The 24,379-nt window shown below is 65.5% G+C and carries 25 protein-coding genes; 12 read left to right on the top strand and 13 right to left on the bottom strand.

Translation table 11 applies throughout. The annotated features are described in order from the left end of the window. Positions 1–4 precede the first annotated feature (4 nt). The 7 genes from T8K17_RS00225 (at position 5) to T8K17_RS00195 (ending at position 6,115) form a co-directional block, all read left to right on the top strand. Positions 5–1,024: an ABC transporter permease gene (locus T8K17_RS00225; RefSeq protein WP_322332521.1), complete on the top strand. Its 1,020-nt coding sequence runs from the start codon at positions 5–7 to the stop codon at positions 1,022–1,024. Between the two features lie 3 nt (positions 1,025–1,027). Further along, positions 1,028–1,900: an ABC transporter permease gene (locus T8K17_RS00220; RefSeq protein WP_322332520.1), complete on the top strand. Its 873-nt coding sequence runs from the start codon at positions 1,028–1,030 to the stop codon at positions 1,898–1,900. Between the two features lie 3 nt (positions 1,901–1,903). After that, a complete protein-coding gene (locus T8K17_RS00215; protein WP_322332519.1) occupies positions 1,904–3,547 on the top strand; it encodes an ABC transporter ATP-binding protein in 1,644 nt (547 codons plus the stop codon). Between the two features lie 9 nt (positions 3,548–3,556). Beyond that, positions 3,557–3,940 (top strand): oxalurate catabolism protein HpxZ, encoded by a 384-nt coding sequence (gene hpxZ, locus T8K17_RS00210; RefSeq protein WP_322332518.1) that lies wholly within the window; start codon positions 3,557–3,559, stop codon positions 3,938–3,940. 26 nt (positions 3,941–3,966) lie between these two features. After that, entirely contained in the window at positions 3,967–4,179 is a 213-nt protein-coding gene (locus tag T8K17_RS00205; protein ID WP_322332517.1) for an AtzG-like protein, read from the top strand. After that, positions 4,176–5,573, top strand: a complete 1,398-nt coding sequence (locus tag T8K17_RS00200; protein WP_322332516.1) for an AtzE family amidohydrolase — start codon at positions 4,176–4,178, stop codon at positions 5,571–5,573. Before T8K17_RS00205 ends, T8K17_RS00200 begins: the two co-directional genes overlap by 4 nt. A 170-nt stretch (positions 5,574–5,743) precedes the next feature. After that, positions 5,744–6,115: a YchJ family protein gene (locus T8K17_RS00195; protein WP_322332515.1), complete on the top strand. Its 372-nt coding sequence runs from the start codon at positions 5,744–5,746 to the stop codon at positions 6,113–6,115. A 154-nt stretch (positions 6,116–6,269) separates the two neighbouring features. Here T8K17_RS00195 and T8K17_RS00190 read toward each other — a convergent pair whose 3' ends face one another. The 9 genes from T8K17_RS00190 to T8K17_RS00150 form a co-directional block, all read right to left on the bottom strand. Then, positions 6,270–7,166 carry a DUF305 domain-containing protein gene (locus tag T8K17_RS00190; protein ID WP_322332514.1) on the bottom strand — a complete coding sequence of 299 codons (897 nt, stop codon included), beginning with the start codon at positions 7,164–7,166 and terminating at the stop codon, positions 6,270–6,272. 147 nt (positions 7,167–7,313) lie between these two features. After that, positions 7,314–8,015: a copper resistance protein B gene (locus T8K17_RS00185; protein WP_322332513.1), complete on the bottom strand. Its 702-nt coding sequence runs from the start codon at positions 8,013–8,015 to the stop codon at positions 7,314–7,316. A gap of 4 nt (positions 8,016–8,019) precedes the next feature. Beyond that, positions 8,020–9,819, bottom strand: a complete 1,800-nt coding sequence (locus T8K17_RS00180) for a copper resistance system multicopper oxidase (protein ID WP_322332512.1) — start codon at positions 9,817–9,819, stop codon at positions 8,020–8,022. 71 nt (positions 9,820–9,890) lie between these two features. After that, on the bottom strand, positions 9,891–10,442 hold the full coding sequence (locus tag T8K17_RS00175; RefSeq protein ID WP_322332511.1) for a cupredoxin domain-containing protein: 552 nt from the start codon (positions 10,440–10,442) through the stop codon (positions 9,891–9,893). 82 nt (positions 10,443–10,524) lie between these two features. Beyond that, on the bottom strand, positions 10,525–10,887 hold the full coding sequence (locus tag T8K17_RS00170; RefSeq protein WP_322332510.1) for a hypothetical protein: 363 nt from the start codon (positions 10,885–10,887) through the stop codon (positions 10,525–10,527). An 83-nt stretch (positions 10,888–10,970) separates the two neighbouring features. Then, positions 10,971–11,867 (bottom strand): cytochrome c, encoded by an 897-nt coding sequence (locus T8K17_RS00165; RefSeq protein WP_322332509.1) that lies wholly within the window; start codon positions 11,865–11,867, stop codon positions 10,971–10,973. Further along, positions 11,867–12,463, bottom strand: a complete 597-nt coding sequence (locus tag T8K17_RS00160; RefSeq protein ID WP_322332508.1) for a cytochrome c — start codon at positions 12,461–12,463, stop codon at positions 11,867–11,869. Before T8K17_RS00160 ends, T8K17_RS00165 begins: the two co-directional genes overlap by 1 nt. Positions 12,464–13,226: 763 nt before the next feature. Further along, entirely contained in the window at positions 13,227–14,492 is a 1,266-nt protein-coding gene (gene arsJ / locus T8K17_RS00155; RefSeq protein ID WP_322332507.1) for an organoarsenical effux MFS transporter ArsJ, read from the bottom strand. A 16-nt stretch (positions 14,493–14,508) separates the two neighbouring features. Beyond that, on the bottom strand, positions 14,509–15,519 hold the full coding sequence (locus tag T8K17_RS00150; RefSeq protein ID WP_322332506.1) for an ArsJ-associated glyceraldehyde-3-phosphate dehydrogenase: 1,011 nt from the start codon (positions 15,517–15,519) through the stop codon (positions 14,509–14,511). 92 nt (positions 15,520–15,611) lie between these two features. Between T8K17_RS00150 and T8K17_RS00145 the strand changes: the two genes are divergently transcribed. From T8K17_RS00145 to T8K17_RS00130, 4 genes are all read left to right on the top strand, one after another. Further along, on the top strand, positions 15,612–15,962 hold the full coding sequence (locus T8K17_RS00145; RefSeq protein WP_322332505.1) for a helix-turn-helix domain-containing protein: 351 nt from the start codon (positions 15,612–15,614) through the stop codon (positions 15,960–15,962). Between the two features lie 198 nt (positions 15,963–16,160). After that, positions 16,161–17,489 carry an MFS transporter gene (locus tag T8K17_RS00140; protein ID WP_322332504.1) on the top strand — a complete coding sequence of 443 codons (1,329 nt, stop codon included), beginning with the start codon at positions 16,161–16,163 and terminating at the stop codon, positions 17,487–17,489. A 288-nt stretch (positions 17,490–17,777) separates the two neighbouring features. Next, positions 17,778–18,557 (top strand): SDR family NAD(P)-dependent oxidoreductase, encoded by a 780-nt coding sequence (locus T8K17_RS00135; RefSeq protein ID WP_322332503.1) that lies wholly within the window; start codon positions 17,778–17,780, stop codon positions 18,555–18,557. A 206-nt stretch (positions 18,558–18,763) separates the two neighbouring features. Then, entirely contained in the window at positions 18,764–19,372 is a 609-nt protein-coding gene (locus T8K17_RS00130; protein ID WP_322332502.1) for a hypothetical protein, read from the top strand. A 208-nt stretch (positions 19,373–19,580) separates the two neighbouring features. Here the strand turns inward: T8K17_RS00130 and T8K17_RS00125 are convergent, their stop codons facing one another. From T8K17_RS00125 to T8K17_RS00115, 3 genes are read right to left on the bottom strand one after another with little or no spacing between them, the layout of a single operon-like run. Next, complete coding sequence (locus tag T8K17_RS00125; protein ID WP_322332501.1) at positions 19,581–21,281, bottom strand: alpha-amylase family glycosyl hydrolase; 1,701 nt, start codon at positions 21,279–21,281, stop codon at positions 19,581–19,583. Between the two features lie 33 nt (positions 21,282–21,314). Beyond that, positions 21,315–22,937, bottom strand: coding sequence for an alpha-glucosidase family protein (locus T8K17_RS00120; RefSeq protein ID WP_322332500.1), 1,623 nt, complete (start codon positions 22,935–22,937; stop codon positions 21,315–21,317). Between the two features lie 25 nt (positions 22,938–22,962). After that, positions 22,963–23,145 (bottom strand): hypothetical protein, encoded by a 183-nt coding sequence (locus T8K17_RS00115; protein WP_322332499.1) that lies wholly within the window; start codon positions 23,143–23,145, stop codon positions 22,963–22,965. A gap of 157 nt (positions 23,146–23,302) precedes the next feature. Between T8K17_RS00115 and T8K17_RS00110 the strand changes: the two genes are divergently transcribed. Further along, entirely contained in the window at positions 23,303–23,890 is a 588-nt protein-coding gene (locus T8K17_RS00110) for a hypothetical protein (protein ID WP_322332498.1), read from the top strand. A 15-nt stretch (positions 23,891–23,905) separates the two neighbouring features. Here the strand turns inward: T8K17_RS00110 and T8K17_RS00105 are convergent, their stop codons facing one another. Continuing rightward, on the bottom strand, positions 23,906–24,142 hold the full coding sequence (locus tag T8K17_RS00105) for a hypothetical protein (RefSeq protein ID WP_322332497.1): 237 nt from the start codon (positions 24,140–24,142) through the stop codon (positions 23,906–23,908). Between the last annotated feature and the right edge of the window lie 237 nt (positions 24,143–24,379).

Below are 24,379 nucleotides of genomic sequence, written 5' to 3'. Positions count from 1 at the left end.
GGCCATGGGCCCGCGAACGAAACTGGTGCTGTTCCGCAGCCTGCAGGCGCTTCCGGCCCTGGTCGGTGTGGTCATCGTCAGCTTCATCCTGACGCGGATGCTGCCGGGCGACCCGGCAGCCTATTTCGCGGGCCCCGCCGCCACCGAGGCCTCGATCGCCGAGATCCGGGCCGCCATGGGCCTGGACAGGCCCCTGCCGATCCAGTTCCTCCACTATGTCCGCGACCTGTTGCAGGGCGATCTGGGCAGCAGCCTGTCGACCGGCCAGCCGGTGGTGGAGGAACTGACCCGCCGGCTGCCGGCCTCCCTTGAACTGACCCTGACGGCGCTGCTGCTGTCCTGCGCCATCGCCCTGCCGCTCGGCATCGCCGCGGCGGTGCATCAGGGAAGCTGGATCGACCATGCCTGCCGCGGCCTGGTCACCGCCGGGGTGTCGCTGCCGACCTTCTTCACCGGGATCGTGCTGGTCTATGTCTTCTACTACCTGCTGGGCTGGGCGCCGTCGCCGCTCGGCCGGCTGGATTTCGTCTATCTCTCGCCGCCGGACGTGACCGGCTTCTACGTGGTCGATGCGCTGCTCGACGGCGATGTCGAGACCGCGCTCGGCGCCCTCAGCCAGCTCATCCTGCCGGCCACCACCCTGGCGCTGTTCACCCTGGCGCCGCTCGCCCGCATGGCGCGGGCCGCCATGCTCCAGGCCCTGTCCTCGGACTATGTCCGCACCGCCCGCGCCGCCGGGCTCGGCGAGGGGCAGGTAGTGCTCGGCTACGCTTTCCAGAACGCCATGCTGCCGGTGGTGACGACCCTGGGCATGGTCTTCTCCTTTATGCTGGGGGCCAACGTGCTGGTGGAGAAGGTGTTCTCCTGGCCCGGCATCGGCTCCTACGCGGTGGAGGCCCTGGTGGTCTCCGACTATGCGGCCGTGCAGGGCTTCGTGCTCGCCATGGCGATCCTGTTCGTCCTGCTCAACCTCGCGATCGACATCGTCTACACGCTGGTCGATCCGCGCACCCGGGAGGGCTAGACCATGAGCGCCACCACGCCCGACACGCGCGAACGCGGCTTTCTCGACCACGTCGTCTACGTGTTGAGCGAGAACCCGATCACCGCCTTCGCTTTCGCCCTGTTCGCGCTGATCCTGCTGGTGGCGATCCTCGGCCCGGTGCTGGCCCCGTACGACCCGCTGGAATCCAACGCGGCCCGCGCCCTGCAGCCGCCGTCCGCCGATCACTGGTTCGGCACCGACAATCTCGGCCGCGACGTGTTCTCGCGCGTGCTGGTGGCCACACGGCTCGACCTGATGATCTCGGTCGCCGCCGTCGCCCTGTCCTTCGTGGTCGGGGCGGCAATCGGCTCGGCCGCCGGCTATTGGGGCGGCTGGATCGACGGCGTCACCGGCCGGCTGGTCGATACGATCATGGCCTTCCCGCTGTTCGTGCTGGCCATGGGCATCGTCGCCGCCATGGGCAACACGGTGGAGAACATCATCTACGCCACCGCCATCATCAACGTGCCGTTCTACGCCCGCGTCGCCCGGGCCGAGGTGCGGATCCGGCGCAATGCCGGCTTCGCCCAGGCCGCCCGGCTGTCCGGCAACACCGACCTGCAGGTGCTGGCCTTCCACATCTTTCCCAACGCCCTGCCGCCGATGATGGTGCAGATCTCCCTGAACCTGGGCTGGGCGATCCTGAACGCCGCCGGCCTGTCCTTCATCGGCCTGGGCGTGCGTCCGCCGACCGCGGAGTGGGGGATCATGGTGGCGGAGGGAGCCAACTTCGTCGTCTCCGGCGAATGGTGGCTCGCCGTCTTCCCCGGTCTCGCCCTGATGACCGCCGTCTTCGCCTTCAACCTGCTGGGCGACGGGCTGCGCGACATCTTCGATCCAAGACAAAGGACCTAGACGATGTTCCTCGACGTCCAGGATCTCAACGTCACCTTCTCCACGCGGCGCGGTACGGTGACCGCGGTGCGCGGGGTGAGCTTCTCCCTGGCCAAGGGGGAGACCCTGGGGATCGTCGGCGAGAGCGGATCCGGCAAGTCGGTTAGTTCCTACGCCGTCATGCGCATCCTGGAGCGCAGCGGCCGGATCGCCGGCGGCCGGATCAGCTTCGACGGCATCGACCTGACCGGCCTGTCGAACCGCGAGATGCGCGAGCTGCGCGGCCGCGAGATCTCCATGGTGTTCCAGAACCCGCGTGCCGCCCTCAACCCGATCCGCAAGGTCGGCCACCAGATCGAGGACGTGCTGCGCCGCCACAACCGGGCCACCCGCTCGACCGCGCGGGCCAAGGCGATCGAGGCGCTGCGGGCGGTTCGGATCGCCGATCCGGAGGCGCGCTACGAGGCCTACCCGTTCGAGCTGTCGGGCGGCATGTGCCAGCGGGTGGTGATCGCCATCGCGCTGGCCTGCGACCCGCGCCTGCTGATCGCCGACGAGCCGACCACCGGCCTGGACGTGACCACCCAGAAGGTTGTGATGGACCTGCTGGCCGATCTGACCAGGAGCCGGGGCATGAGCTCCGTCCTGATCACCCACGACCTGGGACTGGCGGCCGAATACTGCGACAAGATCGTCGTCATGAAGGACGGTGCGGTGGTCGAAGCGGGCGATCCCAAGACCCTCTTCGCCGATCCCAAGGACGCCTATACCCGCCGCCTGATCCGCGCCACGCCGAGGCCGGGTGCGGAGGTCGGCGACCTGGTGGAGCCGCCGGTGCCGTCGCCGGCCCGGCCGGTCCTGGGACCTCCGCTGCTGCAGGTCCGCGAGCTGCGCAAGGTGTTCGGTCGGGGGGCATCGGAGTCCGTTGCGGTGGACGGTATCTCCTTCGAGATCCGGGAGGGCGAGACCCTGGGCCTGGTCGGCGAGAGCGGATGCGGGAAGTCCACCACATCCTCCATGATCATGCGGCTGCTCGACCCGACCGGCGGCGAGATCCTGCTGGACGGCAGGACGCTGACCGACACTCCGGCCGCCAAGTTCGCCCGCGATCCGCGGCGCGGCAGCCTGCAGATGGTGTTCCAGGACGCCACGGACAGCATCAACCCGCGCTTCACCGCCCGCCAGGCGATCGCCGATCCGATCCGGCGGCTGACCGACGAGACGCCGTCGGGACGGGTGGAGGAACTGGCGGCCCAGGTCGGCCTGCCCCTGACCCTGCTCGACCGGTTTCCACACCAGCTCTCCGGCGGCCAGAAGGCGCGGGTCGGCATCGCCCGGGCGCTCGCCTCGCGGCCCCGGCTGCTGATCCTGGACGAACCGACCGCCGCGCTCGACGTCTCGATCCAGGCCATCGTGCTGAACCTGCTGGCGGAGCTGCGGGCCAAGCTGGGCGTCAGCTACCTTTTCGTCAGCCACGACCTGCATGTGGTCCGCCTGCTCTGCGACCGGGTCATCGTCATGCGCCAGGGCCGGGTGGTGGAGGAGGGCACGGCAGAGGCGGTCATGCAGTCGCCGCGCGACCCCTATACCCGCAGCCTGCTGGAGGCCACGCCGATGCCGCCGGCCGCTCTCGCGGCGGGGGCGGCCCTCGCCAAGGCGGCCGAATAGGAGCGCGCGATGGAGATCGACATCCCCGAAACCCTGGCCGAGGTGACCGCCGCGTTCGCGCGGTACGAGGCGGCGCTGATGGCCAACGACGTCGTCGTGCTGAACGAACTGTTCTGGGAGGCGGACAAGACGATCCGCTACGGCCCGCAGGAGGCGCTGTACGGCTATCCGGAGATCGCCGGCTACCGCAGCGCCCGCGACGTCAGCGACATCGCCCGAGAACTGACCCGCACCGTCATCACCACCTACGGCCGCGACCATGCCACCGCCTTCACCGAATACCGCCGGCTGTCCAACGGCCGGATGGGTCGCCAGAGCCAGACCTGGGTCCGGATGCCCGAGGGATGGCGGGTGGTCGCCGCCCATGTGAGCCTGCTGCCGCCGTCTCCCTAGACGTTCCCCTCAGCCCGGAGGAGCCCATGGCCGATCCCGAATTCGATGCCGACGCTTCTATCCGTGCCCTGGCCCCGGTCCTCGGGCTGGACCTGACCGAGGAGCGGATCGCCGCCGTGGCCCCGTTCCTGACCATCGCCGCCGAGATGGCCGCCATCCTGGAGGCCGCCCCGGTTCCGAAAGGCACCCTGGCCCTGGCGCCGGTCTATACCCTCCCCGCGGCGGAGGAGGAGCGATGAGCGGCCTCGATGCCTTTTCCCCGGCCTGGCGGGTGGCCGAAGCGGTCGCCGCCGGGTCCGTCGGCGCGGAAACCGTGGTCAGGGAGGCGCTCGACCGGATCGCCGCGGTGAACCCGGCGGTCAACGCCTTCACCGCCGTCACCGCCGAGCGGGCCCTGGACCGGGCGCGGGCGGTGGACGCGGACCGGGCCGCCGGCAGGCCGCTGCCGCCGCTGGCCGGCGTTCCCTTCGCGGTGAAGAACCTGTTCGACATCCAGGGTCTGTCGACCCTGGCCGGCTCGAAGATCAACCGAGATTTGCCTCCGGCCACCCGCGACGGCGTCCTGATCGAGCGGTTGACGGCGGCCGGCGCGGTGCTGATCGGCGCGCTGAACATGGGCGAATACGCCTATGACTTCACCGGCGAGAACGCCCATGACGGCGCCTGCCGCAACCCGCACGACACCTCCCGGATGGCCGGCGGCTCGTCGTCCGGCAGCGGCGCGGCCATGGCCGCCGGTCTCGCCGCCCTGACCCTGGGGTCAGACACCAACGGGTCGATCCGGGTTCCGGCATCGTTCTGCGGGGTGTTCGGCCTGAAGCCGACCTATGGCCGGCTCAGCCGGGCGGGCAGTTTCCCGTTCTGCGACAGCCTGGACCATCTGGGGCCTTTCGCCCGCTGCGTGCGCGACCTGGCCCTCGCCTACGATGCGATGCAGGGACCCGCTTCCGGCGATCCCGCCTGCGCCGGCCGTCCCGCGGAGCCGGTCTCCGGATCGCTGGACGATGGTATCGACGGCCTGCGCATCGCCACCCTCGGCGGATATTTCGACACCGAGGGCATGCCGGAGGCGGCGGCTGCGGTGGAGGCGGTCGCGGCCACGCTGGGCGGGGCGCACCGGGTCGAGGTCGACGGCGTCGCCGCCGGTCGGGCGGCGGCCTTCGTGATCACCAATGTGGAGAGTGCCGCCCTGCATCTTGCGAACCTGCGCACCCGGCTCGACGATTTCGACCCCGATACCCGCGACCGGTTCGTCGCCGGGGCCACGCTCCCCGGCGCGTGGTACGCCCGCGCCCAGCAGGTGCGCCGCTGGTATGCCGAGCGGTTCGTCGAGATGTTCCGGCATATCGACGTGCTGATCGCCCCGGCGACCCCGTTTCCGGCACCGGCCGTCGGCCAGCGGACGGTCGCGATCCGGGGGCGGGAGGTCCTGCTGCGCCCGAATATCGGCATCTTCACCCAGCCGGTCTCGGCGGTCGGGCTGCCGGTCTGCGCGGTTCCGGTGGCGACGTCCGGGCTGCCGATCGGCGTGCAGGTGATCGCCGCACCCTGGCGCGAGGACCTGTGCCTCAGGGTGGCCAGGGTCCTGGAGACGGCCGGCACCGCCCGCTTCGCCGCACCGAGCGGTCTCTGAGCCCCGATTAGGTGGGCTCAGGGTATCGTCCTGCCGATCCCCTCCCGGTCGGCACGGGGCGTCGAGACCGATCGACGGACCCGGCCTGGCGCGGTGTAGTCTCGCGCCGAGGAGATCGGTACAAGGGACCATCGGTACCTTCAGGGTCCCCCGGAGCGACGGAGAGACAGGTGTTCGAACCATGCGCGTGCGGCAGCGGGAAGAGCTATGTGGGATGCTGCGGCCGGCTGCATTCGGGTGCGCCGGCACGCGACGCCGAGGAGCTGATGCGCTCCCGCTACTGCGCGTTCAGCCGGGGAGATGTGGCCTATCTGCAGAAGAGCTGGGCAGCGGAGACGCGGCCGTTGGTGTTGACACTGGACCCCGCCCAGGTGTGGACCGGGCTGACGGTCGAGCGTCACACGGTGACGGGCCCCGATACCGCGCTGGTCCGCTTCACCGCCACCTGGCGCCAGGGAACCCGGACGGGCCGCCAGACCGAAACCAGCCGGTTTCGCCGCGACGGCGCGGGCTGGGTCTATATCGACGGCGCGTCGGACTGATTTCAGCGCCGGAATTGGTGCAATTTACCGATTGGTAAGCTCCAGGAGGAGCATGCCACATGCCGTCGGATGAACGTCCGCTCTTGGTCGAGCGGCTATAAGACATACAGCAACCGCTATGGGTCAACTGTATCGCCCAAGCTTCGACAGTCGTTCAGGTTCCACACCGATAGAAGCCGCTGTAGCCGGCCTCGAGCCCGCGGTCGACCTCAAGGAGAAGATCGGCCTCTGCGCCTGCGGCATCCTGCTCTCCCGACAGGGTCTCTCCTCTACGACCGGTAATCTGAAGGGAGATCCCCGGCGCTGAAAGCGTTGAACCGGCTGCGCGCCCAGCAGAACCTGCCTCCGAAAGGCGGACAAGGTCACCACTGATCTTCAGGATCGCCGACCTTCCATCATCCTGTTCACCGATTGCGAGCACGGGCTTGCTGTCCTGGGTGTAGTGGAAGGTGCAGCCCGCTCCGTCTGCGAATGCCTGGGCAATCTCGTTTTCCGAGATGAACTCAGGATCCAAAACACCGATCTCTGCCGTCGATAGCGCTTCGTCGAGGGTTGCAATGGAGAGATCAGTGTTGGCAGGCTGATCGCCTACTGCCGCCGAGTCACCGGACTGCTCGATCGCGGAAATCAGGTACCTCATTTCCGCGATCTCCTTGTCCTGCGCATAGATGATTTCGTCAGCAAGCTTCCTGACGCGGGGGTCTGAGAGTCCGGCGCGCGTGGACGTCATGATCGCAATCGAGTGGTGGGGAATCATCGCCCGCATGTATGAGCGGTCATCGACCGTCACCTGACTGCGAACCAGCCACAAGGAGCCTGCGAACAACACGAGCGCTCCCACGAAGATCGCCGAATTAACTTTGGTGCTTGGGTACATCGAGAGCATGAACGCGAGCATCACGATGGCCATCGTCGCGCCCATCAAGATCGCCATGTACGCGCGGGTTTCAGACCAGAAGATATGTGTCGGCAAATATGTGTTGAGATACATGAGCCCGAACATCACCACGGTGGATGTGAGGATCATGAGAAAGAACTGACCGTATTTCATGTCCACCTCGCTCAGCCAAATCTGACACAGAGGTTGGTAAACGAGGCTCCCGCGCAGGAAGGTTCCAGGCAAATCACCATTTTTTTCCGGCGTTGACCGCGCGGGCTCTCAACGGCCCGCGCGATCGACTGTCATCCAGGGCCGACGTCAGAACAGCATCTTCGTGCCGACGACAAAGTAGAGATTGTCCCGCTGCTCGCCTTCTGCCCGCGCAAGGTCGGCCGTCTCGCCGAACCGGCGCTCGTAATGCACGCCGATATAGGGCGCCACCGCCCGGTCGAGCAGGTCGTAGCTGAGCCGGGCGCCGACCTCCAGGGTCGGTGCGAACGCCCCGACCCCGAGCGCCTCGTCGTCGCCCAGCGGGGTGTCCAGCTCTAGGCTGGGCGTCAGGATGATCCGGTTGGTGATCAGCCCCTCGTACTCTGCCTCGACCCGGAGGAAGGAGGTTTCGCCGACATAGAGATCGGCGTCGAGCTCGAACCATTGCGGCGCCAGGCCCTTCACCCCGATCACCCCATAGGCGCGATCCTCGCCCGCCGGCGTGTCCAGCCGGACGCCGACCGCCGCATCAAAGAAGGTCGAGATCGGCATCTGCAGCCGCAGCTGGTTCTCGAGCGTCTCGAACCGGCTGCTCTGGGTCAGATACTCCGCCTCGCTGCGCCAGACGAGTTTCAGCTCGTCGGTTCCGGCAAGGGCGTCGAAATCCCAGGCATAGAGATCCGACCCGTCGTCAAATCGGCGTTCCGCCTGCTCGACCTGAAGGCCGTAGATCATCGGTTCGGCCGTGGCCGGGCCCGTCCAGACCAGGACGGGCGCAAGGGCCGCGGCGATAAAGATATGTCGGCGCATGGGATCAGCCTCCGATGGACTGACGCGGTGTTGCGGGAAGGTCGGCGCTCTTGCCGGCGGGCCCGCCCTCGACGATGACCTTGCGGAACATGCCGGCGTCCATGTGATAGGAGAGGTGGCAGTGGAACGCCCACACGCCGGGCGCATCGACCTCGGTCTCCATGAAGACGGTCGTGCCGGGCGACACGCTGACCACGTGCTTGACCGGGTTCCACTTCCCCTGTCCGACATCGAGGATCGACCACATCCCGTGCAGGTGCATCGGGTGGGTCATCATCGTCTCGTTGACGAACTTGAAGCGGACCCGCTCGCCGTACTGCAGCCGGATCGGCTCGGCGTCGGCGTATTTCACGCCGTTGATCGACCAGATGTAGCGCTCCATGTTGCCGGTCAGACGCAGCTCGATCTCCCGAGTCGCGTCGCGGTGCTCGTAGAGCGGCTTCTGCGCCTTCAGGTCGGCATAGGACAGGAACTTGCCGCCATCCGCCGCCTGGGGCGTGAGGCCGCTGCCCGGGGCGTAGAACGGGTCTGTCGCGGCCATCTGCATGGCGTCCTGACTCATCGAGCCGTGCCCCATGGCGCTGTGGTTCATGGTTCCGTGGTCCATGGTTCCGTGGTTCATTCCCTGCATGACGGAGCCGTCCGGCATGGTGTGGGTCGGCTGGCCTGCGCCATGCCCCATCGACCTGTGATCCATGGCCCCCTCCGCCATGGCGCCGTGATCCATCGACCCGTGGTCACCGTGGGCCATGCCCATATCGGCCATGGTCAGGAGCGGCGGTTCGCGCAGATCCGGGACCTCGGCCTCCATTCCCTCCCGGGGCGCCAGGGTGCCGCGGGCGAAGGCGGTGCGCCCCATGGATTCCGCGAAGATCGTATAGGCCCGGTCCTCTGTCGGACGCACGATCACGTCATAGGTCTCGGCCACGGCGATGCGGAACTCGTCGACGGGGACCGGCTGCACGTTGTTGCCGTCGGCCTGCACGACGGTCATCTCCAGACCTGGGATGCGGATGTCGAAATAGGTCATCGCCGAGGAATTGATGAACCGCAGCCGGATGCGCTCGCCCGGCTCGAACAGGCCGGTCCAGTTCTGCCGCGGGCCCTTGCCGTTGATCAGCGGCGTGAAGCCCTGAAGGTCCTCCACGTCGGTCGGCATCATGCGCATGTCGCCCCAGGCGCCGCGGTCGTCGAGGGCGGCGGCGAGGCCCCGGTCCCGGCTGTCGGACAGGAAGTCGAGCAGGGTGCGCTGCTGCCGGTTGTAGTAGTCGGGCATCAGCTTCAGGTTCCGCATGATCCGGTGGCCGGAATGGGGATGGGCGTCGGCCAGTTGGACCACGTACTCGCGGTCGAAGCGGAACGGTTCACGGCCCTCCGGCTCGATGACGATCGCCCCGTAGGCGCCGTCCGGCTCCTGGAAGCCCGAATGACTGTGGAACCAGTAGGTGCCGCTCTGCACGATGGGGAAGCGGTAGGTGAAGGTCTCGCCCGGTTTGATGCCGTCGAAGGACATGCCGGGAACGCCGTCCTGCTGGTAGGGCAGGATCAGCCCGTGCCAGTGAACCGAGGTGTCCTCGTCGAGGTTGTTGGTCACATTGATCGTGACCTCCTCGCCTTCCTTGAAGCGCAGCACCGTCGGCGTCGTCGATCCGTTGTAGCCGATGGCACTCCGGGTGAAGTCGCCGGTGTCCAGGGTGACCCGGTCGACGGTGAGATTGTACTCGCCGGCTGCTGCGCCGGAGGCGAGAGAGAGGGTGAATGCGGCTGCGAGCGCGCAGGCCCGGGCAAGGGATGTCGCTGTCACGACGCGTCTCCTGATCTGGGGGAACGGGCCGGGCCGCCGCGTAAGCGGCCCAGCTTCCTGGATTGTGCCGCTCAGTGAGCCATCCGGATGTCGCCGACCATCCCGGCCTGGTAGTGGCCCGGGACGTTGCAGGCGAACTCAAGATCCTTGCCGTGCTCGAAGCGCCAGATCAGTTCGCCCGACTGCCCGGGTTCCAGCAGCAGGCTGTTGCCGGCATCGTGCATGCCATGACCCATGGAGGCCTTCATCTTCTCGGCCGCCTCCCGGTCGATCCGGTCGGCCATCAGCACCCCGTGGTCCACAAGCATCTGCATTTCAGATCCGTGGGCGGCGTGCATCTCGGCTGTGGCGACATTGAACTCGTGCACCAGGGCTCCGGCGTTCTTCACCACAAAGCGGACGGTCTCGCCCGCAGAGACGGAGACGGTCTCCGGCTCGTAGTAGTTGTCGTGCATGGTGATTTCGACGGTCCGGGAGACCGCCGAGGCGTCGCCCGGCTGACCGATGGCGGCGGGCATTCCGTGGCCGCCTCCGTGGGACATCTGGGCCGCAGCGATGCCGGGAATGGACAGGGTGAAGGCGAGCGCTGCCGCGGCGGCGCGCGAAATGAGACGAGTGTTCATGGGAGGTAGCCTCGCAAGAAAACAGCTGATCGACAGGCGATGCGGTCGCCGGGGCCTATGGCTCCGGCGGGGCGTCAGTCGATCAGGCGCGAGGAGGCGGTGTGGTCGCTTCCGCGTTCAGTCCTGCGGCGAGACGGTGGGTCGGTGCCGACCAGTCCTGCCGGCTGTAGAACATGCCGGTCGCGGTCTCCAACTCGGGCGTGACATATCCGGCGCAGGTGTGTCCGGCGATGGCGCAGGAGCTGTGATGGCCGGCACCGTCGTGCTTGCCATCACCGTGACCGTGCGCATGTCCGGACATGCGCGTCCCATCGACATCGTGCATTGCCACGACCTGCGGCGCCGGCAGGCCGCTGGTTCCGCCGCGGTGCAGTTCCGCCAAGCCCATCATCCCCGTGGACAGGATGATCAGGAGCATGGCGGCGATGGCGATGAGGCGCTTCATGACCCTTAGGGTTTCCAGTAGCCGGAAGGTCAAGGCCAGTCTGCACTGGCGGGCAGGTGGAGGCAGCCGCTCGGTCCGTCGCGTCAGTCCGGGCGTTCCGGATTCATCAGATACTCGACCAGGGCCGCGATATCCGCATCGCTCCAATACCGCGTCCCGTAGCGGATCACCTCGGCCATCGAGCCACCCAGGCTGTCGCCCGACGGGGTGAGCCCCGACCGCAGGGCATAGCGCAGATCGTCGGCGGTCCATCCCTTGCGCGCCAGGGCTTCGGGCGTGATCCCCGGGATCTTCTCGTTCCCGGGCCCGGTACCGCCCTCGAAGGTGCGGTCGGAATCGAGGCCGCCGAGCAGGGTCCGCGGCGTATGGCAGGCGCCGCAATGGGCCGCGGCCTCCGCCAGGTAGCGCCCGCGGAGCCAGGAGTCCGACCGGCCCTCTACCGGTGCCTGCGGCCCGGGCTCGAAATACAGCCGCTTCCACAACCCGACACCGCGGGTCCAGTTGAACGGGAATCGCAGCCGGTGCTCGGGCGGCCCCCCGGCGACGGCCGGAACCGAATTCACCGCCGCCCAGAGGTCGACCACGTCCTGGGCGGTCAGCCTCGTGTAAAAGCTGTAGGGGAAGACCGGGAACAAGTGGTCGCCATCCGGCGCCGTCCCGGCGGTCAGCGAGCGGGAGAACTCCGCCAGGGTCCACGACCCGATCCCATACTCGGGGTGGGGCGTGATGTTCGGCGCGAAAAAGCTGCCAAACTCGGTGTCGATCCCGGCGCCGCCGGCCAGCACGGCACCGCCGCCCGCCGGGTCGGTGTGGCAGGCGATGCAGCCCGACAGGCGCGCCACATAGGCCCCGCGATTCACGTCGCCGGAGAGGCCCGTCAGGTCGCGGTCGGGCACGCTTGGACCGGCCATGAGCCAGGCCACGGCACCGCCGCCGAGGAGGACGGCGGTGCCGGCGATCATCCAGAAGGTCCGGACCATCAGTTCTGCTTTTTGCGGAAGCTCTGGTGACAGGCGGAGCAGGTGTCGGCCAGATGGAAGAACACCCCGTCGGGCGGCATCTGCGCCAGCATCTCGGCGGTCGGACCCTGGCCACCGCCCATCATGCCGCCGCCCATCATGCCCTGGCCATGCATCATCCCCTGACCCTGCATCGTCCCCTGGCCCATCATGCCGCCCGGGGCGCTGCCGGCCGGCCGGTGATTGTCGGCCGCGGCGGCGAGAGCCTGCGCGTAGGTGGAGAGCTGGGCGGACAGGGCGCTGAACCGGTCCCAGTCGCTCCAGATCGCCGGCAGCGCCTCGGACGGGTGGTCAAGGCTGTCCTTCGGGAAGAGCTTGGTCATCGCCGCGCCGCTGTGGCTGTCGATGGTGCCAGCGAGGGTACGCACCCGGTCGGGGCTGTAGTCCTGCTGGCCCCGCATCATCGCGGTCAACTCCTTCATGGCGTCGCCGAGCGCCTCCATGGCTTCCATGCGCTCCTTCACCACGCCGGTGGCACCGCCATGGGCGATCGCGGTGGTGGCACCAGCGCCGATTACGGCCGCAAGGGCGACCGCGGCAATCATGTTCCGCTTCATCGTCAAACTCCGTTCGTCGTCGGATCGTTCAGGATCAGTCGAGGGTGACGCGGCGTTCTCGGGTTGGCGGGGGACAGGGAGGGGTAAGGGCGATGTCCCGGGCAGGCCCAATGCTTAAGGGGCGCAACCGCTCGCCCATCGTCATGACGCGCGGAAGCGCAATCTGCCTCGGGGCGTCGAGGCCGACAACCGAGCATCCGCCACTCAGGCCGGTCGGGGACGAGCGGATTTCGACGTCTGTCGGATCTTCATTGCCAGCGCCATCGGTGCTGAAAACGGCGGACGCGCCCTTGCTTTCAGGAGCACTGACATGCAGCGAGTGCGCTGCCGATTCAGTGGGAGACAGCAGGAGAGCAGCCAAGCCGATGAGCACATAAAGTAGGACGCCAACGCACCTCACGCCGCGTTCACATTTCCAGCTCAAGCTCCTGGACACCCTCATTGGTCGACCCTCATTGGTCCGATGGGAGACGAATATACAGCAAAGCCCCCAACCTGAACTCAAAGGGGTTTATGAAGGCTCCAGTTGCAGGAAGGTCAACAGCCATAACGGCCGTTTCCCAGCTGTGTCCGGGCGAGTGGTCATGTCGCCTTCAGGTGAAGAATTATCGGAGACCGCGGACGACCGCTTTCGGTCGGACGACCCAGAGCGGTTTAATGACTGCCACGGGTCGGACGCTCCAGTGCTGTCCGACGACCGCTATGGGCCGAACGGAACGACGAAATCACAGTTCGATTTCGGACCGACTACGCCGTCTCACAATTAGATTGGCAGTGGTGCGAGGGTTGGCCTTGGTGGCAATGCCAGCGTGATCGCGACCGTCAACGCCAACAGACCAGCCGACATCCACAGTGCACCCGGAAGCCCAGCGAACTGGTAGAGCAAGCCTGACAGGAGTGTCCCTCCGAACCGGCCGATCGCGTTGGCCATATAGTAGAACCCAACGTTCAGCGCGACCTTGTCGGCGTCGGAATAGGCCACGATCAGGTAGGAGTGGATCGACGAGTTCAGGGCGAAGACGACGCCGAACAGCATCAGACCACCGATCAGCACCCACGAATGGATTCCCGCAGGAAGTGCCCAGCCGGTGACGTCCGATACGGTCGCAAGGCTGGATGGCATCATCGCTGCGGCGAGTAGGGCGGGAATGATCGCCAGACATGCTCCCCAGACCTTTGCGAGGCCGGGGGCTCTGGACGCTGCATCTCGACCCAGCATCCGTGGTGCGACCGCCTGCACCATGCCGTAGCCGATCACCCAAACGGCCATGAAGGCCCCGACCTGATCAAAGGTCCATCCAAGCTGGTCGTACAGAAAGATCGGAACACCGACGCCGAACCAGACATCTCGCGAGGCGAAGAGAAACACGCGGGCGGCCGACAGGATGTTGATCTCGCGGGTCTTGGAGAACAGCTCCCGGCCCTTCACCTTCTCCTTGGCACGACCGAGATCGGCTCGCACCAGGATCAGGGCGGCCGTTAGCACAATGCCGAGCCCAGCGGCCATTGCCCATAGGGACCACACGAAGCCGAGTGTCTGGAGCATCACGCCGCCCAACAGGAAGCCCACACCCTTCAAGGCGTTCTTCGAGCCGGTCAGCACCGCGACCCACTTGAAGAGCCCACCCTGGTCCCCGGACGCGACGACCAGCTTCACCGCCGATTTGGAACTCATCTTGGTGAGGTCCTTGGCGATGCCGGACAGGGCCTGGGCCGTCATGACATAGGCCACCGACATCGCGGCGACCCAGCCGGGGTCGAGCAGGGAGAGCATGACCAACGCGACGATCTGGACGGCAAGCCCGACGAACAGGGTGATCCGAAGCCCGAAGCGTGACCCCACCCAGCCGCCGACGAAGTTGGTGACCACGCCCATCGCCTCGTAGAGGAGAAACAGGATCGCGATGTCGAGGGGCGCGTAGCCTAGTCGGTGGAAGTGCAGAAGCACCAGCATCCGCAAAGCACCGTCCGTCAGGGTGAACCCCCAATAGGCGGCGGTGACCGTGGCATAGTCCTTCAGGTTGGTCATCGCGGGCTCCAGGCCATCACAGCGAGCGGGCGATCTTGGCCGTCAGCTCCATCATGCGGTTCATGTAGCCCCACTCGTTGTCGTACCAGGCGTAGACCTTCACCATCCGCCGGTCGACCACCATGGTGGAGGGGGCGTCGACGATGCCGGAGCGGGGATCGTTGACGTAGTCGCTGGAGACAAGGGGACGCTCCTCGTAGCCGAGGATGCCTTGCAAAGGACCCGCCGCCGCGTCCCGGAACAGGCCGTTCACCTCTTCCGCACTCGTGTCCCGCGAGACCTCGAAGACGCAATCGGTAAGCGAGGCGTTGAGCAGGGGAACGCGGACGGCATGGCCGTTCAGCTTCCCCTCGAGTTCCGGATAGATCAGCGTGATGGCGGTGGCCGAGCCGGTCGATGTGGGGATCAGCGAGTTGAGGGCGGACCGGGCCCGGCGGAGGTCTGTCTTCGGGCGGTCGACCAGGACCTGCGTATTCGTCACGTCGTGGATCGTCGTCATCGTCCCGCGGGTGATTCCCAGACCCTCGTGGATCACCTTCACGACGGGGGCGAGGCAGTTCGTGGTGCAGGATGCGGCGGTAATAACATCGTGCCTGACCGGATCGTACAGATGGTCGTTCACGCCCATCACGATGTTCAGGACCGTGGCGTCCTTTACCGGGGCCGAGACGATGACCTGCCTGATCCCTCGGTCGAAATAGGGCTTCAGGCTGTCCACCGATTTGAACTTGCCGGTGCATTCCAGGACGATGTCGATGTCGTCGCCGGTCCAGGGTACCTCAGCCGGTGATGCCGCGTCGGTGATCGGGATCGATTTTCCGTCGATGATCACCTTGCCTGCGTCATGGTCCACCGGAACGGGCCAGCGACCATGAACGCTGTCGAACTCCAGCAGGTGGGCAACAACCTCCGCACCACCCGAGGTTTCGTTCATCGCCACGATCTCGAAGGCCGGGTTTCCGATTCCGGCCCGGACCCCGAGCAGTCCCATGCGGCCCATTCCGTTGATGGCAACGCGTGCGGGCATTTGTTGAACCTCCTGCGATCAGATGGAGCGGATCAAATCGGGCGATCTGGGAGTGGACACATCCTCAATCCAACGATACAAATATCTTTGTAATGAGAGAAGCACAAGCGATAGAAGCCCTGCTTGGAATGGCCCATCAGCATCGGATGCGGGTCTTCAAGCTGCTTATGAAACGCGGCCCGTCCGGGTTGCCTGCCGGAGAGATCGGAGACCGCGTCGGGATCAGCAGGTCCAGTGCGTCCTTCCATCTGACCCAGATGGAACGTGCCGGTCTGCTGAGGTCCTGGCGGGTTCACCGAAACGTCTTCTACGCGGTGGACCTGGAGGGCATGCGGAAGCTGATCGCTTATCTGACGGAGGACTGTTGCGACGGTCACCCGGAAGTCTGCGGTTCCCTGGTCACCGGTATGCCGATACCCGCTTGCGGAGAGGGAGTGGAATGATGACGGGCCAGTCGCGTTACAACGTGTTGTCTCTCTGCACGGGCAACTCCGCCAGGAGCATCATGGCCGAGTGCACCCTGAAGCGGCTCTAGGCCGAGCGGTTTGACGCCTTCAGGGCAGGCAGTCGGCCGAAAATCTCCGCCTTTCCTGCACGGCGTCCCCCTTTAGGTGGCTGGAGCAGGTGCCCACTTGGGGGGCATGACCAGTCTCGTGCGGGACATAATAGTGCGGGTAGCGTTTCCCGCTGCCGGCTTTCTGGCGACCGCGATCACCTTCGGGCCGGGGCGCATGGGTTTCGGGCTGTTCCTACCCGCCTTCCGCGAGAGCTTCCAACTCGATACCGCGACCGCCGGCGTGATCGCCACTATGGCCTTTTCGGGATTCCTGCTGGCGCTGCCGATTGCGGGGCTGCTGCTGAGCCGCTTCGGTCCGCGTTTGCCCGTTCTGGTCGGCGGCCTCGCTGCAGCGACCGGCTTCGTGCTGGTTTCGATTGCCGGCAGCGTCGCGACGCTTGCTGCGGGCGTGATGCTGGCGACGTCGAGCGCGGGATTCGCCTGGACTCCCTACAACAACGCCGCCGAGCGGCTTGTGGATCAAAGCCATCGTACCAGAACACTGTCGATCATCAGTACCGGTACGACTGTCGGTGTCGCCGTGGCCGGCGCGTTGGCCCTGGTGGTGGCGATCACCGGCCTCGGCTGGCGGTTCGCGTGGGGCGCCTTCGCGGTAGGGGCGCTGATAATGACGGCGGTGAACCTCGCCGCACTGCGGCCGGTCGCAGGCCATTCAGGGCCCATTCCGGCCGCGGCCTCGGGTTGGCGCAGCATGATGCGGGCCGAGACCGTTCCCTTGGCTACCGCCGCCATTTCCTACGGCGCGACTAGCGCGGTCTACCTCTCTTTCGCGGTCGATCTCGCTACATCATCGGGTGCGCTAGCATTCGGTTCGTTGGACAGCGCGGCGCCGATGATTTTCATTGGCTTTGGGATCGCCGGACTGGTTGGAGTTGCGACAGGCGAGATCGAGAACCGCATTGGGCTCGTCAGCCTCGTCCGGGTCGTGTTTGTGGCTGCCGCGGCTTCGCATGCCGCGCTCGCTCTGGCGCCTGGGCAGGGGAGCGCTATCATGCTGTCAGCCGTACTTCAGGGAATAGTGGTGATGATGACCAGTGCGATACTCTCGTTCTGGAGCGTGCGCCTCTTCCCGCAAATCCCTTCGGTAAGCTTCACGGCCGTACTGATTGGTGTCGCACTCGGAAGCATCTTAGGCCCGGTCGCGGCCGGCTGGGGGGGGCGGCGCATTCGGTCTGGAGAGCTTGTTCTTGTCGGCTGCGGCGATCTCTCTCGCGACCCCGCTGGTCATGAGTTCGCGCTTGATCGAAGCCGCGTCGAGCCACCCGTGGCAATCGGCATGGCGCAGTGGGACGAGCTGTGCGGAGCTAGAGGAAGCAGAAGCAAGCCGGGACCGATGGCCCGCTTAAGGTTTGTGTCACCCCCTCGCCGTTTGACGCTGATGTCTTCTCCGTAAGCCCCGACATGAACAGCTCCCAATCGTCAGCTAGAGACCCTTTCGATGAGGCAATGCGTGTTCGTGTCGAGGGGTGTGGAAGCAGGCCTGAGTCTTCCTGCAGACCGTAAGCGCAGGAATGATGGTCGCGTTCTCTGACTCGTTGCAGAAGCCGGGAGGACAAAGCGGGAGTTGGCTGGCACGCCATTCAAAATGGCCAGCTCCGTCCGTCCCCGTTTCCCGGAACCGAGCGGGACAAGGCCCGTTGTCTAGAGGCGAGCAGAACCCCGGATCAACGCGGAGGAGGATGTGGCGCGTTTTGACGATAAGGCTGTTCTGGTCACCGGTGCCGCTTCAGGTATCGGAGCCGCCGTTGCTCTCATGTTCGCTAAGGAGAATGCGCGTCTCGCCCTGATCGACAAGCCGGGCTCTCCGATACCTGAGGAAATCGGACGGCAATCATCTGCGATCATCCCTTGCGATCTGGGCGATCCCGTTGCTGCAGAGAACGCGGTCAGCCGGTGCCAAGCGGCCCTGGGTGGGATCGATATTGTTTCCTACAATGCCGGGTTTCCAGTCCAGGGTCCCCGATCGGATATCACACCGGACGAATGGCGGGCGCATTTCGATGCCGATGTCCATGGCATCTACTTCCTGATCAGAGCGGCGCGGGCCGCATTGATGGCTGCCCGCGGCTGCGTCGTCAATACGACCTCGATCGCAGCCCTAGGGGGTGATCCGGGCATGCCTGCCTATGACGCTGCGAAAGGCGCGGCGTTGCAGCTGACAAATTCTCTCGCGCTGGAACTCGGCCCTCACGGGGTCCGGGTGAACTCTGTTTGCCCGACACTAATCAAATCGCCGAACGCGGAACCGGTGGAGAGAGATGCGGAACTCTACGAACGGGTCACCGGCTCGATACCGCTGCGGCGAATTGGGGAACCGGAAGAGGTCGCCGCGGCGGTCCTTTGGCTCGCTGGACCGGAAGCTTCCTACATCAACGGTGTGGCCCTTCCCGTGGATGGCGGGCTCTCTGCTAGCAACGGACAGCCAGACATGAGAAATCACCATCGACAGGGCCCGAATTGATGCCCGAGATAGGCGACGTCATATTGGCTGTGTCTGGCGTGGTCATTCTGATCCTTACCCTCGTCGACTTTGCATACACTACGATCGGCGGCAGCGGAGCGGGGCCTCTCAGTCGACGGGTCAGTAGGCTGGCCTGGCTTGCTGTGGCCGGGTCCAAGGGATGGGCCCCGGCCACGGTAGCTCGACGGGCCGTCGGACCCGTGGTCATGAGCGTAACCGCCCTCTTTTGGATAGCGATGACCTGTGCCGGATGGCTGCTGGTCTTCCGCAGCGGCACGCCCGCGGTGGTCGTCTCGGAGACGGATGCGCCGGCGGACTGGGCGCAGACACTCGCCTTTGTGGGGAGCGCCCTGTCGACGGTGGGAGCATCGAACGCTCAGGCCTCGAACACATTTTGGGATAACGTCGCGATGGTCGCAGCGGTCAATGGGATGGTTGTACTGACCCTCTCCGTCACGTTCGTCCTGAATGTGACACAGACGGTGGTGAAGGGCCGAGGCTTTGCCGCGCTCGTGCGATCCTACGATCTGAACCGCGGGGCCAATGACGACGTGATTCTGCCGCAGCTTGCCAACCTCTGCTTTCAGCTGAAGGCCTTTCCACTCGCGGTCTACTACTCCGCTGAGCGGACCGAGAGCAGCATTCCGCATACAATGGTCTGGATAGCCGAGAGTTTGGCGCACGACCCCAGCCGGTTCGAGCGGTATCGCGGTTTCATGAAGGAGCTCTCGGGGCTGCATGTGGATCGGGAGACAAACACCGCCGGATTCCTGGACGGTCTGCGGAACTGGGCAGCCCGGAGCAGCCTCGACTGAGGACGCTTCGGACGCCGACATCACCGTAAGCCATCATCTCGGCGGAATCGTCAGGATCATATCGGGATCCACGATCAGGATTTCCGTACTTTCATCGGAGCTCCAGCGATCCGAAGTTGAAGCGTCAGAACCGATCCAACTCCTAAGAATGGCTTTGGCGGTTCCCGATAGTAGGAAGCATGCCCGTCGCCCCCTCAAGGTTCCCCCGCTAAGTCTTGGTGGAGGCAGGCGGCTTGGATCCTGTCTGACCGTTCCTCGTGACAACTGCAAACCCTAGGGGCCCCAATGATAGGCCGTGCTCCTGTCGGCGCGAGACGCCGCCTGGCACGCGCATCGGCCGCCAGTGTTGCTCCAATGGGAGAAAAGCCTGATCGGTGGCGAAATTGGCGACCGCGCGTAGCTCGCTGCCGGCATGTCGCCGTCGCCAGGTGATGATCGGAGCCCGCTCCCAGCGGGAGATCTGCTCGTCGCCGAAGCGCAGCGCCGGCTGGTCCCGGCGCCACGCGATCAGCTGCCGCAGGAAGTTCAGGACGGAGTCGGGCTCCTCCTCCTGCCGGTCCACCGCGAAAGGCAGATGCTCTTCGGGAATCTTGAGCCAGGGTTTGCCGTCGGAGAAACCGGCCTGCGGTGCATCGCCCTCCCACGGGATCGGAGTCCGGGCGCCGTCACGTCCGTCGAAGGTCGGCCAGAACGCCTTGGCCCAGGGATCGACGATGTCCTCGTATTCCAATTCAGGGTGGGGCAGGCCGAGCTCCTCGCCTTGGTAGAGGATGCAGCCGCCCTTCAGGGTGAGCTGCATGAACAGAAGAAGCTTGGCGGCCTGCAGCGGATAGTCGTCAACGGCGAAATGGGTGAGGTTGCTTACCGCCCGGGTGGAGTCGTGATTGGTGAACACGTTGTAGACCCAGCTCGACCCCATCAGCTCCTCTCGTCGGCGCAGCTGGTCGGTCAGGGTTTCCACGTCGGAGCGACAGTTGATCAGATTGAAATCGTAGACCGCATGCAGTCGGCGTCCCCGGGCCGTGAAGTCCGGCGCGGTCAGAGGGGTGTCGATATCCGCCAGCTCGCCGATGAGAATGCAGCCGCTCTCATCCGCGAACTGACGGAACCGTCCGAGGATCTCCTCGGTGCCCTCGGCGTTGCGGTCGAAAAGGTGGTGCTGCCGGGCGAAGGGATTGGTCGGGCCCCCGCCGAACATCACGTGCGTACCCTCGCGTCCGACCGGCGGGTTGTCGCGTAGATCCCGGTCCCAGGACAGGCACTGGACCGCATCGATCCGGAAGCCGTCCACTCCCTGCGAGCACCAGTACTCCATTTCCTGGATGATGTGATCGAGGACCTCCTCGTTGTGGAGGTTCAGGGCCGGTTGCTCGGTCAGGAACGGGTGGTAGTAGTATTGCGAGCGCCGGGGCTCCCAGGTCCAGGCGGTTCCGCCGAAGGAGGACAGCCAGTTGTTGGGCGGGCAGCCATCCGCCTTCTGGTCGGCCCAGACGTACCAGTCGGCCTTGGGATTGTCCCGGCTCGACCGGCTTTCCTCGAACCAGGGGTGCTGGTCGGAGGTGTGGCAGGGCACGAAATCCAGCAGCAGACGCATGCCGCGCTCGTGCACCGCGTCGCGCAGGCGCAGGAAGTCCTCCATGGTGCCGGCGCTCGGGTCGACCAGTCGGAAATCCGAGATGTCGTAGCCATAGTCCTTCTGCGGCGACTTGTAGAAGGGTGAGAGCCAGACGGCATCGACTCCCAGCGACGCGATGTGATCGATCTTCTCCAGAACGCCGGCTAGATCGCCGATTCCGTCGCCGTTGCTATCCCGGAAGCTGCGGACATAGACCTCGTAGATGATGGCACCGCGCCACCAGTGCCGGTCGTCATCGCTCGATTCTACGGCGGAGACCTCCTGAAGCTTCATCACTCCCCTCTCAACGTTTCCAGTACTGCAGGCTCAGGCGGCCTTGGCGAAGAAGGCGCCCCAGGCGGGCAGGTGTATCTCGTCGTTCCGGCGAACGCCGCCGAACCCATGTCCCTCCAAGGGGTCGCCGACTTCGATCTCGGGCAGCCGCAGGGCGAGTTCGGCATCGGTGAAGTTGAAGGCGCAGGTGACGGCCTCGTCAGCCATAGTTCGGCGGAACACGAGCACCCGGTCGTCGGCCTTGACGAATTCCATCCCGCCTTCCTTCAGGGCCGGCTCGCCGCGGCGCCAGTTCAGGAACCTGCGGATCCGGTTGAGCGTCGAGCCCGGCAGGGCGTCCTGGCTATCGACGGCGCGTTCCAGGTGCGACGGCACCACCGGCAGCCAGGGCTCGACCTCCGAGAATCCGCCGAAGGGCGCGCTCTCCTGCCAGGGCATGGGGGTGCGGGCGCCGTCGCGGCCCTTGTAGGCCGGCCAGAACTCCCGGCCGTACGGGTCGGTGATCCGGTCGAACGGGACCTCGGCCTGCGGCAGCCCGAGCTCGCTGCCCTGGTACAGGCAGCAGGCGCCGCGCATGGAGAACAGGGCGGCCAGCAACATTGTGACCGCCTCCGGACAGGCGGTCGCTCCCAGCCGGGTTATGGCGCGCGAAAAGTCGTGGTTGTCGAGCGCCCAGCAGGGCCAGCCGCTGTCGTCGGCATAGCCCAGATCCTCGGCCACGGCGCGCAGCATGGACGGCGTGATGGTGTGGGCGCCCAGCAGCCAATACCCGTAGGCGAGTTGCAGGCGCTTCACGGCGGTGTACTCGCGGTGGGTGTTCACCGCATCGCTCTGGTTCAATTCGCCGAGCAGGGCGCGATCGCCGTAGCTGTCACAGAGGACCCGCAGTCGCTCCAGGAACGTCACCGTCTCGGGGCGCACGATGTCGTGGATATGGAGCTGCTTGGAATAGGGATTGAACTCGAAGGCCTCCCCCTCTGGTACCTCCGGATTGGGCGGGTTGTCGCGCAGTTCCCGGTCGTGGGCGTAGAAGGTGCAGACATCCAGCCGGAAACCGTCGACGCCGAGATCCAGCCAGAAGCGGCATACCGCCAGCATCGCCTCCTGGACCTCGGGAGTGTGAAAGTTGAGGTCCGGCTGTTCGCGCAGGAAGTTGTGCAGATAGTACTGCCCGCGCCGGGGCTCCCATTGCCAGGACGATCCGCCGAAGACCGAGAGCCAGTTGTTCGGCGGGGTGCCGTCCGCCCGACTATCGGCCCAGACGTACCAGTCGGCCTTCGGATTATCCGCGGACTCGCGGCTCTCCAGGAACCAGGGATGCTGGCTCGACGTGTGCGACAGCACCTGGTCCATGATCACCCGCAGCCCTCGGGCATGGGCCTCGTTCAGCAGGTCGCGGAAATCCTCCAGGTCGCCGAACAGCGGATCGACAGCCAAGTAATCCGAAACGTCGTACCCGTAGTCGAACATCGGGGACTTCACGAAGGGCGAGATCCAGATCGCGTCGACGCCAAGCGAGGCGACATAGTCGAGCTTCCGGGTGATGCCCCGCAGGTCGCCGATCCCGTTCCGCGTCGTGTCCAGGAAGCTGCGGGGATAGATCTGATAGATGATCGCACCCTTCCACCAGTCCTCTGCACGTCCTGTCTCCGTCATCAGCTCCTCAATCTGGCAAGGTCTCTCAGTGGACGCCGCGGAGGTCCGCGACGGCCTCTTCGGTCACTGCGCTCGCGGAATTGCCGAAGGCGTTCCGCACGTAGGTAAGAATGGCGGCCACCTCGGCCTCGCTGAGCGTCCAGTGGAAGGGCAGCCTGGCGGCGGGGGCCAGGCTCGAGACGCCGAGAAGAAAGGATCTGCGCAGCATGTGCATCATCCTGTCTCCCGGTCTTTCTCACTGGAAAACAGATCCGGCGGATTTTGGTTCCCAGGGAATCCGAAGAGCGCGACCAACGCTCTGCAACCGAGAGCCGTTCTGCCCGTTGCGTTGTTGAAGCGCTGCCATCACCGAACGGAGACCGACCTTGCCGTCCGATCCCGCGGTCTTGATCCTGATCTACGGCGTGATCCCGCTTTGGCTCGCCGCCGGCTTTGCTGACTGGGTCTGCCACCGAGCCTCCCATATCGCGACCACGACCGGCCCGAAGGAATCGCTGATCCATCTTCTGCTCTTCGTGGAGGTCGGGCTGCCGTTCCTGGCCGCGTTGTTCCTGGAAATCAACGCGTTGATCATCGCCTTCATGATTGCCGCGTTCATCGCCCACGAGGTCACTGCCTTGTGGGACGTCCGCTATGCCAGCACCGCTCGCGAGATCACCCCGACCGAGCAGCATATTCACAGCTTCCTGGAGGTAATCCCGCTGCTGGCTCTCCTAACCGTGATCTCGCGGCATTGGGACCAATTCCTCGCGTTGTTCGGAGCCGGTTCGGAAGAGGCCGGTTTCGATCTGATGTGGAAGTCGGAACAACTGCCTGCGACCTATCTTTGGTTCCTGCTCGCCGCGAACATCCTGTTCGAGGTCTTACCCTATCTGGAGGAACTGATCCGCGGGCTAAGGGCGAACAACGGGCGGTTCGTCCCGGGGCCGGCGAAGCGGGCCGCGAAAACATAACCCGACCCCGCTGACTCAGGTCTTGCGAAAAAGGTTGGGATAAAAGTCGTTGCGCACCCGTAGCCGCGGCGCGAGCTTCCACGCAACGGGCCAAGTCAGGGCAAAGGCCATCCCGATCACGGCTGGCAGAATGTATTCGAGATAGGGTTGGAACTGCGGGATCGACAGTACTACGACGGCGCCAGTTCCAAACAAGACGGCATTGACCGGGATTGAAAGCATTCCGGCCATCAATGTTCTGGTCCGTAGCATTTTTTCCTCCTGGCTTCTCCTGTGGGGAACGGCTGATCCGAAAGGCGGTTCCACGCCCAGGAACCATATTCGGCCGCCACTGTTACTCAGGACAGAAGAGCTGGGTGGGCAGGCTGCTCCATGGAACGCCCCAAACACCGTCATGCATAGGTCGGGGCGTCCTAGTGAAAGGCTCAGTTGCAATTCAAGGTAGGAATGTCCGAAAGCAAGAAGATGGCTGATAGAGGCACTACGAAT

This window comes from Thalassobaculum sp. OXR-137, assembly GCF_034377285.1.
Lineage (GTDB): Bacteria > Pseudomonadota > Alphaproteobacteria > Thalassobaculales > Thalassobaculaceae > Thalassobaculum.
Note: the sequence above shows the minus strand (reverse complement) of the source record. Positions and strands in the feature narration are given on the sequence as shown.